Raw genomic sequence first — 14,483 nt, 5'->3', positions numbered from 1 at the left:
CTTTTCCAATTTTCAAGGCAAGTTTATGGGCGACCATGCATACACTGAAACAGAAATGAATTTAATTGAACATGAAGCTCAAAATCGTGACACACTAGACGAATGCCCAGCATAAGATAAAACGATCAAGAACAAGGAGGCATGCCGGAATGTCTGAATACAGAGAGATTATTACAAAAGCGGTGGTTGCAAAAGGGAGGAAATTCACCCAAAGCACACACACCATTTCTCCATCGCAAAAACCAACCAGCATCCTAGGTGGTTGGATCATTAATCATAAGTATGATGCTGAAAAGGTCGGTAAAACTGTTGAAATTGAAGGAACATTTGATATTAACGTGTGGTATTCATATGCTGACAACACAAAAACAGAAGTGGTCACAGAACGTGTGAAATATGTAGACATCATCAAACTGAGATATAAAGATAAGAATTTCCTTGATGATGAACACGAAGTGATTGCGAAAGTGTTGCAGCAGCCCAACTGCTTAGAGGTGACCATTTCTCCAAATGGCAATAAAATTATCGTTCAGGCAGAGCGTGAATTCATTGCTGAAGTGGTAGGAGAAACAAAAATTGTTGTAGAGGTCAATTCAAGCTGGAAAGAAAAAGATGATCACGAGTGGGAAGAAGAAGTGGATGAGGAGTTAGAGGATATTCATCCAGAATTCCTAGCAGGTGATCCAGAAGAGTAATTGATGACTAGGGCGCATATCCCCCTAGTTTTTTTGTGCCTCGATCTAGGGGAAAAAAGGTACTTTTTTATGCTATAATGTAAGATGGTATGAATTCGAAAGTGATATAGTGAGGGATTAGAAATATGGCAAGTTATACGCCCATGATACAGCAATATTTAAAGATCAAGGCAGATTATCAAGATGCCTTTTTATTTTTTCGCTTAGGCGATTTTTATGAGATGTTTTTTGATGACGCAAAAGAAGCGGCACAAGAACTAGAAATTACGTTAACAAGCAGAGACGGCGGGACGATCCCAATGTGCGGCGTCCCTTATCATTCTGCTTCTGCATACATAGAACAGTTGATTTCAAAGGGCTACAAAGTCGCTATTTGTGAACAGGTGGAAGATCCTAAAACGGCAAAAGGTGTGGTCAAAAGAGAAGTTGTTCAACTGATTACACCAGGTACGGTCATGGATGGCAAAGGGCTTAGTGAAAATGAGAACAACTTTATTGCGTCTGTTTCCAGCTTTCAAAATGGATACGGCCTTGCACTTTCCGATTTATCAACAGGGGAAAACATGGCTGCTTTCATCGATCGATTAGATGAGGTAGTGTCTGAAATTTATTCTGTCGGTGCAAAGGAAATTGTGGTTTCAAAGCAGCTGGATGAGGAAACAGTGAAGACCCTTAAAGAACGCTGTCATGCAACGATTTCATACGAAGACAGCGGCGAATTAATGGATGAGGCTGAACCGCTTGTTTCCCATCTTGACGAAAATCTGAGATCAGCATTTTTAACGCTATATGCCTACTTAAGAAGAACGCAAAAAAGAAGTCTTGATCATCTTCAGCAAGTTCAAGTGTTTGAGCTTGAACAAACGATGAAAATTGATCTTTACTCAAAGCGAAATCTTGAATTAACAGAGACGATCCGTTCAAAAAGCAAAAAGGGCTCTTTATTATGGCTGCTAGATGAAACAAAAACAGCGATGGGCGGAAGACTGCTTAAGCAATGGATCGATCGGCCGCTCATTCGCCTTTCGCAAATTAAGGAACGCCAAGAAATGGTGCAAATTCTCATGGATCATTTCTTTGAACGAGAGGATCTGCGTGAACGATTAAAGCAAGTATATGATCTTGAGCGTCTAGCGGGCCGTGTGGCATTTGGAAATGTGAATGCCCGTGATCTCATTCAGCTGAAGGAATCCTTAAAACAAGTACCGGCCATTAAAGAACTCGTCCATTCACTGCCAGAGGAAATGGCGAAATCAAGAGCGAATGATATTGACCCTTGTGGTGACTTGCTTGATTTATTAGAAGATGCTCTTTATGAGAATCCGCCGATGACGTTAAAAGAAGGCAATTTGATTAAAGATGGCTACAATGCAAAATTAGATGAATATCGTGATGCCAGCCGAAACGGTAAGGACTGGATTGCACGGCTTGAACAGCAAGAAAGAGAATATACGGGCATTCGTTCCTTAAAAGTCGGATTTAATAAAGTATTTGGTTATTATATCGAAGTAACCCGGGCGAATACGCATCTGCTGGAAGAGGGCCGTTATGAAAGAAAACAAACTCTTACCAATGCAGAGCGGTATATTACGCCTGACTTGAAAGAAAAAGAAGCCCTTATTCTTGAGGCAGAATCCAATATTAGCGAGTTGGAATATGAACTATTTTCAGCTCTTAGGGAACAAGTGAAAACATATATTCCTAGATTACAGCTGCTCGCAAAACAAATGAGTGAGCTGGATGCGCTGCAATGCTTTGCGACTGTTAGTGAAAAGCGCCGTTATGTCCGTCCGGAATTCTCAGAGGATGAGGTGGATGTCATTGATGGCCGTCACCCTGTCGTTGAAAAAGTGTTGGATCACCAGGAGTATGTGCCGAATGACTGCTATATGGGAAGAGGCAGACAAACCTTACTCATTACTGGCCCGAATATGTCAGGGAAAAGCACGTATATGAGACAAATGGCGCTCATCTCAATTCTTGCGCAAATTGGCTGCTTTGTGCCGGCATCAAAGGCGACCCTTCCGATATTCGATCAAATTTTTACACGTATTGGTGCGGCAGATGATTTGATTTCTGGCCAAAGTACTTTTATGGTAGAGATGCTCGAAGCAAAAAATGCGATGGTGCATGCAACGAAAAACAGTTTGATTTTATTTGATGAGATTGGACGCGGGACAAGCACCTATGATGGAATGGCTCTTGCACAGGCGATCATTGAATTTGTTCATGATCATATTGGTGCCAAAACCCTCTTCTCCACACATTACCATGAGCTGACGGTACTTGAATCCCAATTAACTGAGCTGAAGAATGTCCATGTACGAGCTGAAGAGCATGAAGGAACGGTCGTTTTCTTACATCAAATCAAAGAAGGTGCAGCTGACAAAAGCTACGGCATTCATGTAGCGCAGCTTGCTGAATTGCCTGATGCCATCATTGATAGAGCCCAGACGATCTTAACAGAACTTGAGAGCGGATCACATGAAGTGATTCCGCATGTGGCTGCATCTCCAAAAATAGAAAAATCCGAGGAGAAACAACAGCTCTCTTTCTTTGAAGTGGAAGAAAAACCACAAGCCAAGGCTGTTCTTAAACACAAAGATCAAGCGGTGATCGACGAATTAAAGTCATTTAACTTAATGGATATGACACCACTGGAAGCCATGACAAAGCTATATGAATTGCAAAAGAAATTATAATGTAAGGTGAGGTGAGCAGAAATGGCAAAGATTATTCAGTTATCCGATGACCTATCAAATAAAATTGCTGCTGGTGAAGTGGTCGAACGGCCGGCTTCTGTCGTAAAGGAGCTTGTGGAAAATGCGATCGATGCAAGTAGTACAGTCATTGAAATCGATGTAGAAGAAGCAGGTCTTTCTTCTATTAGAATCATTGATAATGGTGTTGGAATCGATGCTGAAGATTGTAAGCTCGCCTTCCAGCGCCATGCAACGAGTAAAATCAAAGATGAAAATGATTTGTTCCGTGTCAGAACACTAGGTTTTAGGGGAGAGGCGCTGCCAAGTATCGCGTCCGTCTCTCACTTAGAAATGAAAACAAGTACCGGTGAAGGAGCTGGAACGCACTTAGCTCTCCAAGGCGGGAAGATCATTTCAGAGCAAAAAACCTCTGGCCGGCGCGGCACCGAAATTGTGGTCACCAACTTATTTTATAATACACCAGCCCGCTTAAAATACATGAAAACCGTTCATACAGAGCTTGGTAATATATCGGATGTCGTCAACCGAATTGCACTTGCTCATCCAGAAGTATCGATTCGTTTGCGTCATCAAGGGAAAGTCTTACTTCAGACAAATGGAAACGGAGATGTGAGGCATGTGCTTGCGGCCATTTATGGAACGGCTGTGGCGAAAAAAATGCTGCCACTTCACGTACAATCACTTGATTTTGAAGTGAAAGGGTATATTTCCTTACCAGAAGTGACGAGAGCCTCGCGGAATTATATGTCTTCTGTTGTAAACGGCAGATATGTCAAGCATTTCCCGCTTGTGAAAGCCATCCATGAAGGGTATCACACGTTGCTGCCGATCGGTCGCCATCCAATTACATTTATTGAGATGAAGATGGACCCCATTCTAGTGGATGTGAACGTGCACCCGTCAAAACTTGAAGTGAGACTTAGTAAAGAACAGGAACTTCATGAGCTACTCAAACAAGGAATTAAGGAAGTGTTTCAAAAGCAGCAGCTCATACCAAGTGCTTCGGTGCCGAAAAAAGCACCAATACCAGCCGTGAAAAATGAGCAGCAATCCTTAACCTTCGAATCAAAACAAGCAAATACAGGCCGAATGGAAACACCTATATCCTATCAGCCGGTCCCGATCGAATCGGTTGTATATGAGACAAATCAAAATGAAACATACGGGATGCCTGTACTGGAAAGTACGGATGAAGAAAAGCCAGCTGCGAGTGTTCATGTAGAGGAACCGGCGGCTTCTCTTGAATATGATGAGGCAGTGCTAAAAGAAGATGTAGGCGAAAACATTTCAGAAAACGAGCGAGTCCCAGTGATGTATCCGATTGGGCAAATGCACGGCACGTATATTTTGGCTCAAAATGAACAAGGGCTCTATATCGTAGATCAGCATGCGGCTCAAGAAAGAATCAAATACGAGTATTATCGTGAGAAGGTAGGAGAGATCGAACAGGAAGTACAAGAAATGCTCGTTCCATTAACATTTCACTACTCTAAAAACGACATGCTGATTATTGAAGAGCATAAAGATATTTTAGCAAAAGTGGGCGTCTTCTTAGAACCCTTCGGATCAGGAAGCTACATCGTTCGATCGCATCCGCAGTGGTTTCCAAAAGGAGAAGAAGCTGAACTGATCGAAGAGATCATTCAACAAGTGCTGGATGAGAAGCGTGTAGATATAAAAAAACTGAGAGAAGAAGCGGCGATCATGATGAGCTGTAAAGGCTCTATTAAAGCAAATCGCCATTTGCGTCATGATGAAATCAAAGCCTTATTAGATGAACTCCGGCAAACGAAAGACCCATTCACATGTCCGCACGGCCGGCCGATCATCATTCATCACTCCACATATGAAATGGAGAAAATGTTTAAACGGGTGATGTAGCAGTATTTTAGATGGTGGGTGAATAGGTTTGCCCACCATTTGCCCACCGATTAATTTTCAAGATACTTTTCAAAACGCAAAACGCTTTCTGTTTCGTGTTTTTTTGTAACGTGAAGATAAACATCCGCTGTCATGTTGATGGTAGCATGCCCGAGGCGGTCACTCACTGTTTTTATATCGACTCCACTTTCAAGAAGCATAATTGCATGAGTGTGTCTTAGCCCATGAGGAGTAAGATGATGTAAATTTGTTTTCGATAGGATCGAGTCAATAGCTTTATTAATACCAAACGTTCCTATATCTTTTCCATTGGGTGAGGCTATCAAAAATTTAGGTTCTTGATATGCAACCCCATATTTAATTTTGTTTTTCTTTTGCCATGTACGATACTTTTTTAGTTCAGTTATTAATGTGTCATCAATTGCGATTGTACGAATACTAGACTTTGTTTTAGGTATCTTTACCCCATATTCATTTCTTGATTTATTAATCCGTATCGTCTTTTGGTTAAAATCAATGTCACCCCATTGAAGAGCGATCAACTCTCCTTTTCTTATCCCAGTTCTTAATAAAATTAATGCAATGATGTAATGATGGAAACGGGACTTTTTTGCAGCATTAATAAATATATTCACCTCATCTTTTGTAAGGTAATTTATCTTGTCATCATTTACATTACTATCTTTTTTTATAGAAATATTTGAATACTTATTATGCGTTAACATTTCAAGTTCTACTGCTTTATTTATTGCTGAACAAAATATTGAATGTATGGTTTGAACTGTAGATTTAGCATACTTGTTTAATAGATTGTTGATATATCTTTGGTAATCAACTCTTTTTAATTGACCTAATTTGTTCTGTCCGAGATGGGGGATGATATTCTTTTCAATATACAACTTACGGTTCTTTAAGGTGCTAGGCTGACATTGAGAACCGTAAACATCAAGCCATTCATATAACCAGTCTTTTAATAATACCTCTTTACTTTGGATTATTTCATGTTGACCTAAATAAATCTGTTTTTCAATTTCTGCTGCTTCAATTTGTGCCTCTTTCTTTGTTCTAAATCCTCCTTTGCTTTTTTCTTTTCGTTTTCCTTTAGAGTCAGTAAAGATAATACGGTATTCCCAACTCTTACCCCGTTGTCTAAAGCTAGCCAAGATAGTTCACTCCCTGCTTTTATTTTTAGATCTATTCAGGAACATTTGTTCGATTTTTTGTTTAAAAAAATACTACGGTAATTCTGTACAAGTTGTTTCGGAATGCCATAATCATTGAATTCACAATAAGTGATACTCCTTTGAACGGAAGAAAACAATAAATGCATTGCGAAAAAGTTTGCTTCCAGTTCAATTTTTTCAGTTGAAAAGAAAGTGTTTCTTTTCAAGAATGGAGTATTAGAGTTACTATGAAGCAAAGCGTGTCCTAGCTCGTGAGCGCAAACGAAGAAACTAGATTTTTCACTCACCTTTTCATTAATGTGAATGAATTTAGTACGGAAATGTTTGCTATAGTATCCCAGGGTATTCCCTAAATCTTCATGAATTACAATAATATCTAGTTTATTAGCAATGAAAAAAGGATCAGATGACTTAAATTTATTTTGTAATGTTGAAACAGTTTCAGTAATATCGCCCATGATTTAAAATATCATTCCTTATCTATATTTTTTAGGAGTGTATTTTTGTTTTGCTATTTTTTTTGCTATTCTCAAAGTGTTCTCAAGACTTGCGATTAAAAGCTCTTTATCTTCTTCTTCCATGTCATCAATGGTTTGACCGTCAAAAGCAGCATAACTATTTCCTTCAAGTCCGTTTATAATGTTTTGCAATTCCTTTTGTATGTCTTTCTCATCTTTTTCCGTTAATTCAATACTTCTTTTAATTTCGGTGCGTCCTAATAGGTAATCAGTTGATACGTCAAAATAGTCTGCAATTTTTTGGAGTTTATCAGCCCCAGGAATTTGAGTTTTTAATCTGTATAGTGTGTTCTTTGAATATCCTAAAGAATTTTCTAACTCATTGATTGAAATTTTCCTTTCGTTACATAACTCTTTCACTTTGTCAAAAACCGTCATATCAACCATCCTTATGAGCTAGTCAAACAAAATTAAATTTTAAGCATAAAAAAACACTTGATTAAATTATGCTTATAGTTTAATATTGGTGACATAAGCTAATTAGTTAGCTAAAAGACAATAAAAAATACGACCTACGAATAATACATTTTAGACGCTGGGGAGCAATGAAATGTACAATTACAGGCTTTTTAAAGTCTTATTTAGCTATGGGTATATATTAAACTATACGCATAAAAAGGTCAATGGAATTTAGCTAATTAATTAGCTTTTTATATTTTTTGGAAGGAGGCAAGACTTTAAATGCAATTTCTCACAGCCGCTAGAGTTAAGTCAGAAATGTATGTGCAAGGTATGACGCAAAAGCAGTTAGCAGAAATGTTGGGTGTGTCTGCCCCTTATATCAGCGACATCATCAACGGTAAAAAAACGGGAAGAAAAGCACAAGAACACGCTAAACACATTTGCAAAATATTAGGGATATCCGAGAGGGGTGGATGGGATTAATGATCACTTTTGAAATTGATCAAAACCTCTTAGAAGAACAGGTTTCAAAAGAGCTTTCAAAACGACTTGAAGCGATTGAACACAGGGTTACATTTTGGGACACAAAAGAATTGTGTAAGCAAACAAATATGAGTCTCAACTTCATAAAAGAAACATTTTTTTATGATCCGAGATTTCCAAAATATCGAGTCGGCACAAAATGGCTTTTTCCTGCAAAAGAATGTGAACAGTTTTTAATAACTTGGTTGAAAGAACAATCCAGGGGATAGAGTTTGGAGTGTTCCCCAAAAACGGGGAAAGTCGCAAATTAAAGAGTTTTCAAATTCGCTGCAACTCGTTTTGTTGATTGGTCACTCTTTCTTATGTACGGGTAAGTTTTGAATCAAATGAATTAAGACATTATTTCAATAGGAGGAACAACATGAATAACAATTTACAAGTAATTGAGCAGAATGGACAATATCTAGTCGATAGTCGGGAAGTAGCTGAAATGACTGGAAAGCGTCACTCGGATTTAATTAGAACAATTAAAGGTTATATTGACACGATTTTAACCGACGCAAAATTGCGTTCGTTAGATTTCTTCGTTTCTTCAACTTATGAGGATAACAAAGGCGAAGTAAGACCTCATTACCTTCTAACTAAACAAGGTTGTGAAATGGTCGCCAACAAAATGACTGGCGAGAAGGGTGTATTGTTCACCGCTGCTTACGTTACCCAATTCAATCAGATGGAACAGAACCTACAAAACTTTTCCAATCTTAGTCCTCAGCTTCAACAAATGATTTGTCTTGAGCAAAAACAGAACGAAGCAGATCAACGGATCGGCAAGCTAGAAAACAATCTAGGTATCAATGCGTATCAACAAACGGTCATTCAAAAGCGAATTAACAAACGTGTGTATGAGCTTGTAGAGCGATATGGAGAAGATGCAGAAGGCAAACGTCGTATGTTTTCGAGCATTCACCGCAATTTTAGGGACGCTTTTGCAGTACCGACATACAAGGATTTAAGAAAGCTAGACTTCGAGGAAGCTATTTCATGGATTGGCACGTGGAGACCGTTGATTTAATCGCATTACTCAAAATTGAGCTTTGTGCATTTTCGCCCCGCTCAAATTTGAGCCCGGCTCAAGTACCAAAATGGTACTCGTATTACTCTCATTTCAAATGAGTGTATTCATTTACCGCAGATGACGGACTATGTTGAACATAGGGAGTAGTTTTAACCGACACCCTCAAAGGTCGCATTTTCCGACTTTTGAAGTACCATTTGTGACACCCTCACAGCGCAATTTTGCGCCGTCAAATGTTGATTAAATCTCACAGCTCAAATTTGAGCCGTCAAATTATGAAGAAGCTATGAGCTGATGTCATCTCAAATGACACACCGTAGTTTTAAACGATGCAAGACTCACTCCTCAAAGTTGTGAAGTCAAAACAAACGGAAAGAAGGTAAATCAAATGGAATTGTTGATAGAAAACATTTGTCCCGATCCAGTAGACCGTGAGAGCTTTATCCGAAACATTCAATCTGTTATTAGATTAAAAGGTTTCGTCCTATGCTATAAATCGGAAAGCAACAACAACGGTACTATCTTTGAAGTTGTGGAACAGGTTCATCATGAGCGTGGCGCCGCTATTAGTAGCTTCAATGTGAACGGCGTTCCCTGTGTCTTGCGGTTGAGAGAAGCGTCAGTAGAAGAAATACTAGACGTCAAGGCAAAATTGAAAGCTCAAGGCGAAGGGGCGTATATTCCGATAGAACCAGCAATTTCATTGGGAAATATCGAAACACAGGAGGTAACGGCATGAGCGATAAGCATAATAAAACAACCCCTGCGGCAACAGAGGTTGAAAATCAGAATGATTTATTAAAAAAAGAAATTTTATGGCAGTCGAAAAAAATCATCAAACTCGAACAAAAAATAACCGAAATGTCAGTTGCTATTGAACACTTAAAATATCTAATTAAGAATTCGAATCAGAAATCGTCTTAAAGACTGTAGGCAGATTTTCATATCTCTCTTTTACTTCTTCAAAATAAATTGAGATGTAATGATCGCCATGATCAGTTGCAACAGAATCTAAAACTTCATCGTTAAAAATGTCAAATTGAGCATAGAAACTTTCAAACTCTTGCGATTCACCATCTTCAAAGTTTTGTTTATATACACTATAAGCATTTTGAATTAGGGCGCTTGATTGATTTAGGTAAGCAACAGCTATTGTGTGTTTCTCTTCTTCAATCAATTCATAGCACCGTTCAATCTTGTGCCACCCCGATACAACGAAATAGCTTATCGTTTTAAGTTTTTGTGTATCAACCATTTAATTCACCCCCTATCTAAACAGATAGGAACATTATACCAGTGTAAGAGATTAGCAAAAAGATAGAATTGAAATATTTTCTAATCAAACCAACCCAATTTTGGGGCGGTTAAAACAGGAGGAAAAAACAAATGACAACTATCACGACATGGAATAAGAGACTAAAGAAAGTTTACACAGAGGTAAAGGAAATTGAACCGCTCTTAACCGCTGCTATCAAACAGTATGAAAGCATGTATTCGCACGGTGTGAAAAAGATCATGCAGGCTAACTTGAAAGAGATTATGGCAGGAGTGCCAAAGGAAGAAGCCGTTGAATTATTGGGTCCAAAGTTACTAGATGTGTTTGAGTGGGATGATATTCTTCCAGTGGAGAAATACAGCAAATTCAATGCTTTGATTTGGGCTAAACGTATTCAAAGAGAACTGGATCAGCAGGATGCAGTCATTAGGTATTATCGAAATCGTTTATGGAAAATTCATTCTTTGCTTGAAAAATTAGAGGAAGCGTATAGAAAGAATAACGAAAAGAAAAAAGTTAGAAAAGTCTTTGAGTTGATGCACCAAGTGACATACCTCATTTTCTTGAGACCTCAACGGGTTTCGGACATTGCTTATCTTATAGAAATGTGCTTCTTCACAATGACTAAAAACGACTTCTTGTCATTGCTGTCAATTGATCACAGTAAAGAAAGAGCGGAAGAAGTGAAAAGTCACATTGATTCTATTCCGGCAAAAGTCGATTTTAATACGTTTTGTCACTTTGTTCATGATTGGGTGTTAGAAGATGAAAACAATGACGTGTTTTTTACAATCCTTTCACACACTAATGTTGAGGCAGCGGTTCAAAGATATGACAAATATAAGTTAGATCAAGTTAAGTCGAGTAGAACAAATTAAAAAGCTGATTCTGATCTAGAGATAGGTCAAAGTTATCAGAATCAGCCCATTTTCTTACTTGTCATCATTATAGGGTCATGCAAGTAAGGAAGGGTATCGGGAAGCTCCTACACTTCCCGATATTGAATCGACTTTAACATGATTAACAAAAAAATACAATAATCAAATTTGAGATAAAAAGGGGATTTTTAAAATGAAATTAATGGGGACACCTTCAAAAGTTTTTAAAGCAAGAGCGAAGCTAGAGCATATCGGTCGTCAAGATGAAAAAGAGGCTCATATGTATGATGCGGGCATGGTATCAGTCTTAAAATTTGTTGCTGCCAAAATCCTTTATGGTCCTCAAGGGGCGCTTACAACAGAAATCGAGTGGTCTGACTCGTCTTTAGAAACACAACATACCGTAAACGAATTATACGAGAAGCTAGAAGGGTTTTTATCTAATTCAAATGATCTTGCGAAGCTATTGCAAGACCTTGATTCAGCACACGCAGCGAAGGCAAATTTTGAGATTGAAGATGCTTTTGTAACTGGATTTGTAGCAGGTTTCCGCTACTTGATGGATGAAGCGGCATACAGCAAGAACGTAAATTTTCTAAAGTAAGGTGATTGTGATGATTGGTTGGATTAAGCTTCATCGGAGCATACAAGATCATTGGATATACCAAGAAAAAAGGAAGTTTTCTAAATATGAAGCTTGGCTCGATTTACTTATGAAAGCCAGTCATAAAGATTATAAATTCGTGTCAGGTAATGACTTGCACGAATTGAAAAAGGGCGAGCTAGTTACTTCTATTCGCAAACTTGGTATTCATTGGTCTTGGTCAAATACAAAGGTTTCGCAGTTTCTCGACCTGTTAAAAAGCGACGGGATGATCGAATATAAAAAAGACACAAAAAAGACGCTTATAACCATTGTCAATTATGGGGTTTATCATGATTCGGAAAATGAAAAAAAGACACAAATCGAACACGAAAAAGACACGAACCGAACACAAAAACATACAAACAAGAATGTAAAGAATGTAAAGAATGAAAAGAAGTTAAATAATTCTCGTCACAAGTACGAACCTTGTGACATGGAGAATGCCAATTTGCTTTATCAAAAAATACTTGAAAATAATCCGCAAGCTAAAAAACCGAACCTGGAAAAATGGGCGAGTGATTTTAGATTGATTAGGCAGATCGATAAGCGGACGGATGCACAGGTGAAGTATTTGATTAATTGGACGCAAAAAGATAGCTTTTGGAAATCAAATATATTGAGTCCTGCAAGCCTTAGAAAACAATTCGATAAATTGACCGTAAAAATTAAAAGCGATAGAGAAGCAGCAAAGAGAAAATCGGCTGTGAATGAAAAGGAGTTTGATTTGACTGATGACTAAAGCAGAGACATTGGAGCTACTTAAATTGATCAAGACATACTTTGAACATTTTGAGTTTGATCAAACAAAGCTAGACGCATGGGCAAGAATCTTAAAGCCTGAAAATTACGAGAAGATCGAGGCGAATTTAATCGTTTATGTGAAATACAATCAGTTTCCGCCAAAAGTTGCTGATCTAATCAAAGCGAAAGAAACAAGAACAGATCGGTCCGCAGCTATACCCAATGTAGAGGAAACTCATAGTTACCTTTCTGAAATGGACAAGGCTGAACCGACCGAGGAAGAACAAGAACAGATCGAGCGGCATAAAGCGGAGATACGAAAGGTGCTTGGGATAGGTGATCCATCATGACAGGAAATATTTTTTATTACAACGACGAAGCAGAACAGCAATATCTAGGCGCTATCTTACAAGATCCTGATTTAATTAAATATACCCAACTCAAGCCGCAGCATTTCTATCGACAACAAAATCAATCCATCTTCAAAACCCTTCAAGAGCTTGATAAGAACGGCGAACCTATTGACCTAGTCGCTATCATTGAACATGTTGGACGTGAAAATATAAAAAGTATCGGCGGCAGAGAATATTTATCCGGGCTGATGAACACCGCAGCCACTACTTCAAGACAATCCTTCTTTGAAAATGTGATCATTGAATATTGGCAAAAACGAGAGATCGCAAAAATAGCCGCTGACCTTAAAGAATCATCCAAAAGTGAGGACACAAGTCAAGTTATTCAAGAAGGCATTAGCTCTCTCATGAGTTTAGAGGATGCGACAGGCACGGACGATGACGGGTCTATCAATAATGATCTTGTTGAAATCTATCAAGAGTTAGAAACGCCAAAAGGTGATATTACTGGAATGCCAAGCGGCTTCACTGAATTGGATCGAATGACGTCAGGTTTTCAGCGTCAAGAATTAATTATTATTGCTGCTCGTCCGTCTGTAGGGAAAACCGCTTTTTGTTTGAATGTTGCCAAAAACTTTATGGAAAGCCCAATCAATTTAAATAAGAGTGGAGCGGTTGGCATCTTTTCGCTTGAAATGGGTCGCAAGTCTTTACTTAAACGAATGCAGTCTAGCATAGGTAACATTAACGCTCAATCCATTAGAGCTAGTAATTTAAACGTTGATGAGTGGGGCAGTCTTAGCAAAGTGAACGGTGTCTTAGATAGTGCCGCTTTACGAATATTTGATCAACCCGGAATGACTGTCAATGACATTTGGGCGAAGGCACGCAAGATGAAAAGGGAATTTGAAGGCAAGGATATGATGATCATTATTGACTATCTGCAATTGATCGTTGGCAATCCAGTCCACAGAGGAAATAGAACAGCAGAAATCGGAGAAATAAGCCGTATGCTCAAGCAAATGGCAAGAGAATTGGATATTGCTGTCATAGCATTGAGTCAACTTTCAAGAGGTGTCGAGCAACGTCAGGAAAAACGCCCTATGATGTCAGATATCAGAGAGTCGGGGCAGATCGAGCAAGACGCTGATGTTATCGGGTTCCTCTATCGTGATGATTATTACGACAAAGAGTCAGAGAACAAAAACATAATTGAAGTTATCATAGCAAAGCAGCGGAATGGTCCCGTCGGTACTGTGTCACTGGCTTTCATCAAGGAATTTGGGAAATTTGTCAACTTGGATCATGGTCCTTCATGACGGTGAAAGATTGGTACGCAGAGGCGATAAAGTTCAATCAATACGCCTTGATATTGCTGATCGAATTTCTTGTATACGAAAAGGCAGTGTTAAAAATGACGGATCAAGAAGAGAAGTTACTCTTTTACTTACAACCGAAATTCCATTCAAGGATGAATGAGCATTTGAAGATTTATCATACAAAAATTCAATTGGAGGAATCGGGCATATGAATCAAAAGAAGGTGCATCAATGACAAAGCGACTACTAATCTTTTATATTGTGTTCGGATCGCTGTCCGCTTTAGCGATCATGTATATAAATTAAGGA

18 protein-coding genes are annotated in these 14,483 nt (G+C 38.6%); 14 read left to right on the top strand and 4 right to left on the bottom strand.

Annotation, left to right across the window (positions count from 1 at the left end; genetic code table 11):
• Window positions 1-149 precede the first annotated feature (149 nt).
• The 3 genes from cotE (at window position 150) to mutL (ending at window position 5,299) form a co-directional block, all read left to right on the top strand.
• Window positions 150-695 (top strand): outer spore coat protein CotE, encoded by a 546-nt coding sequence (cotE, locus tag BA70_RS02010; RefSeq protein ID WP_003212450.1) that lies wholly within the window; start codon window positions 150-152, stop codon window positions 693-695.
• A gap of 125 nt (window positions 696-820) precedes the next feature.
• A complete protein-coding gene (gene mutS / locus BA70_RS02005; protein ID WP_034317542.1) occupies window positions 821-3,397 on the top strand; it encodes a DNA mismatch repair protein MutS in 2,577 nt (858 codons plus the stop codon).
• 21 nt (window positions 3,398-3,418) lie between these two features.
• Window positions 3,419-5,299: a DNA mismatch repair endonuclease MutL gene (gene mutL, locus BA70_RS02000; RefSeq protein WP_034317540.1), complete on the top strand. Its 1,881-nt coding sequence runs from the start codon at window positions 3,419-3,421 to the stop codon at window positions 5,297-5,299.
• Between the two features lie 50 nt (window positions 5,300-5,349).
• Here mutL and BA70_RS01995 read toward each other — a convergent pair whose 3' ends face one another.
• Genes BA70_RS01995 through BA70_RS01985 form a run of 3 tightly spaced genes read right to left on the bottom strand, consistent with a single transcriptional unit; the run spans window position 5,350 to window position 7,379 of the window.
• Entirely contained in the window at window positions 5,350-6,462 is a 1,113-nt protein-coding gene (locus tag BA70_RS01995) for a site-specific integrase (RefSeq protein ID WP_034317537.1), read from the bottom strand.
• 35 nt (window positions 6,463-6,497) lie between these two features.
• Window positions 6,498-6,941, bottom strand: coding sequence for an ImmA/IrrE family metallo-endopeptidase (locus BA70_RS01990; RefSeq protein ID WP_051691105.1), 444 nt, complete (start codon window positions 6,939-6,941; stop codon window positions 6,498-6,500).
• 18 nt (window positions 6,942-6,959) lie between these two features.
• Window positions 6,960-7,379, bottom strand: coding sequence for a helix-turn-helix domain-containing protein (locus BA70_RS01985; RefSeq protein WP_034317534.1), 420 nt, complete (start codon window positions 7,377-7,379; stop codon window positions 6,960-6,962).
• A gap of 303 nt (window positions 7,380-7,682) precedes the next feature.
• Here BA70_RS01985 and BA70_RS01980 point away from each other — a divergent pair, with 303 nt between their 5' ends.
• From BA70_RS01980 to BA70_RS01960, 5 genes are all read left to right on the top strand, one after another.
• On the top strand, window positions 7,683-7,886 hold the full coding sequence (locus BA70_RS01980; protein WP_034317533.1) for a helix-turn-helix domain-containing protein: 204 nt from the start codon (window positions 7,683-7,685) through the stop codon (window positions 7,884-7,886).
• The gene (locus BA70_RS01975; protein WP_034317531.1) at window positions 7,886-8,155 is read left to right on the top strand and encodes a group-specific protein; all 270 of its coding nucleotides are present in this window, start codon (window positions 7,886-7,888) and stop codon (window positions 8,153-8,155) included. The genes BA70_RS01980 and BA70_RS01975 overlap by 1 nt, the downstream gene beginning before the upstream one ends.
• A 152-nt stretch (window positions 8,156-8,307) precedes the next feature.
• Window positions 8,308-8,958, top strand: a complete 651-nt coding sequence (locus tag BA70_RS01970; RefSeq protein WP_034317529.1) for a Rha family transcriptional regulator — start codon at window positions 8,308-8,310, stop codon at window positions 8,956-8,958.
• Between the two features lie 391 nt (window positions 8,959-9,349).
• Complete coding sequence (locus tag BA70_RS01965) at window positions 9,350-9,700, top strand: hypothetical protein (RefSeq protein WP_034317526.1); 351 nt, start codon at window positions 9,350-9,352, stop codon at window positions 9,698-9,700.
• Entirely contained in the window at window positions 9,697-9,885 is a 189-nt protein-coding gene (locus BA70_RS01960; RefSeq protein WP_034317523.1) for a hypothetical protein, read from the top strand. The genes BA70_RS01965 and BA70_RS01960 overlap by 4 nt, the downstream gene beginning before the upstream one ends.
• Here BA70_RS01960 and BA70_RS01955 read toward each other — a convergent pair.
• Complete coding sequence (locus tag BA70_RS01955; RefSeq protein WP_034317521.1) at window positions 9,857-10,216, bottom strand: hypothetical protein; 360 nt, start codon at window positions 10,214-10,216, stop codon at window positions 9,857-9,859. The genes BA70_RS01960 and BA70_RS01955 overlap by 29 nt on opposite strands.
• Window positions 10,217-10,347: 131 nt before the next feature.
• On the opposite strand from BA70_RS01955, the gene BA70_RS01950 reads away from it, so the two are divergent.
• From BA70_RS01950 to BA70_RS01925, 6 genes are all read left to right on the top strand, one after another.
• Window positions 10,348-11,115: a hypothetical protein gene (locus BA70_RS01950; RefSeq protein ID WP_034317518.1), complete on the top strand. Its 768-nt coding sequence runs from the start codon at window positions 10,348-10,350 to the stop codon at window positions 11,113-11,115.
• A gap of 193 nt (window positions 11,116-11,308) precedes the next feature.
• Entirely contained in the window at window positions 11,309-11,719 is a 411-nt protein-coding gene (locus BA70_RS01945) for a hypothetical protein (RefSeq protein WP_034317514.1), read from the top strand.
• A 10-nt stretch (window positions 11,720-11,729) separates the two neighbouring features.
• The gene (locus BA70_RS01940) at window positions 11,730-12,500 is read left to right on the top strand and encodes a hypothetical protein (RefSeq protein ID WP_034317511.1); all 771 of its coding nucleotides are present in this window, start codon (window positions 11,730-11,732) and stop codon (window positions 12,498-12,500) included.
• A complete protein-coding gene (locus BA70_RS01935; protein WP_034317508.1) occupies window positions 12,493-12,852 on the top strand; it encodes a replicative helicase loader/inhibitor in 360 nt (119 codons plus the stop codon). Before BA70_RS01940 ends, BA70_RS01935 begins: the two co-directional genes overlap by 8 nt.
• Window positions 12,849-14,174: a replicative DNA helicase gene (gene dnaB, locus BA70_RS01930; RefSeq protein ID WP_034317505.1), complete on the top strand. Its 1,326-nt coding sequence runs from the start codon at window positions 12,849-12,851 to the stop codon at window positions 14,172-14,174. Before BA70_RS01935 ends, dnaB begins: the two co-directional genes overlap by 4 nt.
• A complete protein-coding gene (locus BA70_RS01925; RefSeq protein WP_034317504.1) occupies window positions 14,171-14,386 on the top strand; it encodes a hypothetical protein in 216 nt (71 codons plus the stop codon). The genes dnaB and BA70_RS01925 overlap by 4 nt, the downstream gene beginning before the upstream one ends.
• Window positions 14,387-14,483: the final 97 nt, after the last annotated feature.

It is taken from the genome of Bacillus zhangzhouensis, from assembly GCF_000715205.1.
In the GTDB taxonomy this organism is placed as follows: domain Bacteria; phylum Bacillota; class Bacilli; order Bacillales; family Bacillaceae; genus Bacillus; species Bacillus zhangzhouensis.
Note: the sequence above shows the minus strand (reverse complement) of the source record. Positions and strands in the feature narration are given on the sequence as shown.

What these genes read in the sequence shown, in the direction of transcription:
- BA70_RS01985 (WP_034317534.1), bottom strand. Translation starts at nt 7,379, where the DNA reads ATGACGGTTTTTGACAAAGTGAAAGAGTTATGTAACGAAAGGAAAATT.
- mutL (WP_034317540.1), top strand. Translation starts at nt 3,419, where the DNA reads ATGGCAAAGATTATTCAGTTATCCGATGACCTATCAAATAAAATTGCT.
- BA70_RS01940 (WP_034317511.1), top strand. Translation starts at nt 11,730, where the DNA reads ATGATTGGTTGGATTAAGCTTCATCGGAGCATACAAGATCATTGGATA.
- BA70_RS01925 (WP_034317504.1), top strand. Translation starts at nt 14,171, where the DNA reads ATGACGGTGAAAGATTGGTACGCAGAGGCGATAAAGTTCAATCAATAC.
- BA70_RS01990 (WP_051691105.1), bottom strand. Translation starts at nt 6,941, where the DNA reads ATGGGCGATATTACTGAAACTGTTTCAACATTACAAAATAAATTTAAG.
- dnaB (WP_034317505.1), top strand. Translation starts at nt 12,849, where the DNA reads ATGACAGGAAATATTTTTTATTACAACGACGAAGCAGAACAGCAATAT.
- BA70_RS01970 (WP_034317529.1), top strand. Translation starts at nt 8,308, where the DNA reads ATGAATAACAATTTACAAGTAATTGAGCAGAATGGACAATATCTAGTC.
- BA70_RS01960 (WP_034317523.1), top strand. Translation starts at nt 9,697, where the DNA reads ATGAGCGATAAGCATAATAAAACAACCCCTGCGGCAACAGAGGTTGAA.
- BA70_RS01980 (WP_034317533.1), top strand. Translation starts at nt 7,683, where the DNA reads ATGCAATTTCTCACAGCCGCTAGAGTTAAGTCAGAAATGTATGTGCAA.
- BA70_RS01935 (WP_034317508.1), top strand. Translation starts at nt 12,493, where the DNA reads ATGACTAAAGCAGAGACATTGGAGCTACTTAAATTGATCAAGACATAC.
- mutS (WP_034317542.1), top strand. Translation starts at nt 821, where the DNA reads ATGGCAAGTTATACGCCCATGATACAGCAATATTTAAAGATCAAGGCA.
- BA70_RS01945 (WP_034317514.1), top strand. Translation starts at nt 11,309, where the DNA reads ATGAAATTAATGGGGACACCTTCAAAAGTTTTTAAAGCAAGAGCGAAG.
- BA70_RS01955 (WP_034317521.1), bottom strand. Translation starts at nt 10,216, where the DNA reads ATGGTTGATACACAAAAACTTAAAACGATAAGCTATTTCGTTGTATCG.
- cotE (WP_003212450.1), top strand. Translation starts at nt 150, where the DNA reads ATGTCTGAATACAGAGAGATTATTACAAAAGCGGTGGTTGCAAAAGGG.
- BA70_RS01965 (WP_034317526.1), top strand. Translation starts at nt 9,350, where the DNA reads ATGGAATTGTTGATAGAAAACATTTGTCCCGATCCAGTAGACCGTGAG.
- BA70_RS01975 (WP_034317531.1), top strand. Translation starts at nt 7,886, where the DNA reads ATGATCACTTTTGAAATTGATCAAAACCTCTTAGAAGAACAGGTTTCA.
- BA70_RS01950 (WP_034317518.1), top strand. Translation starts at nt 10,348, where the DNA reads ATGACAACTATCACGACATGGAATAAGAGACTAAAGAAAGTTTACACA.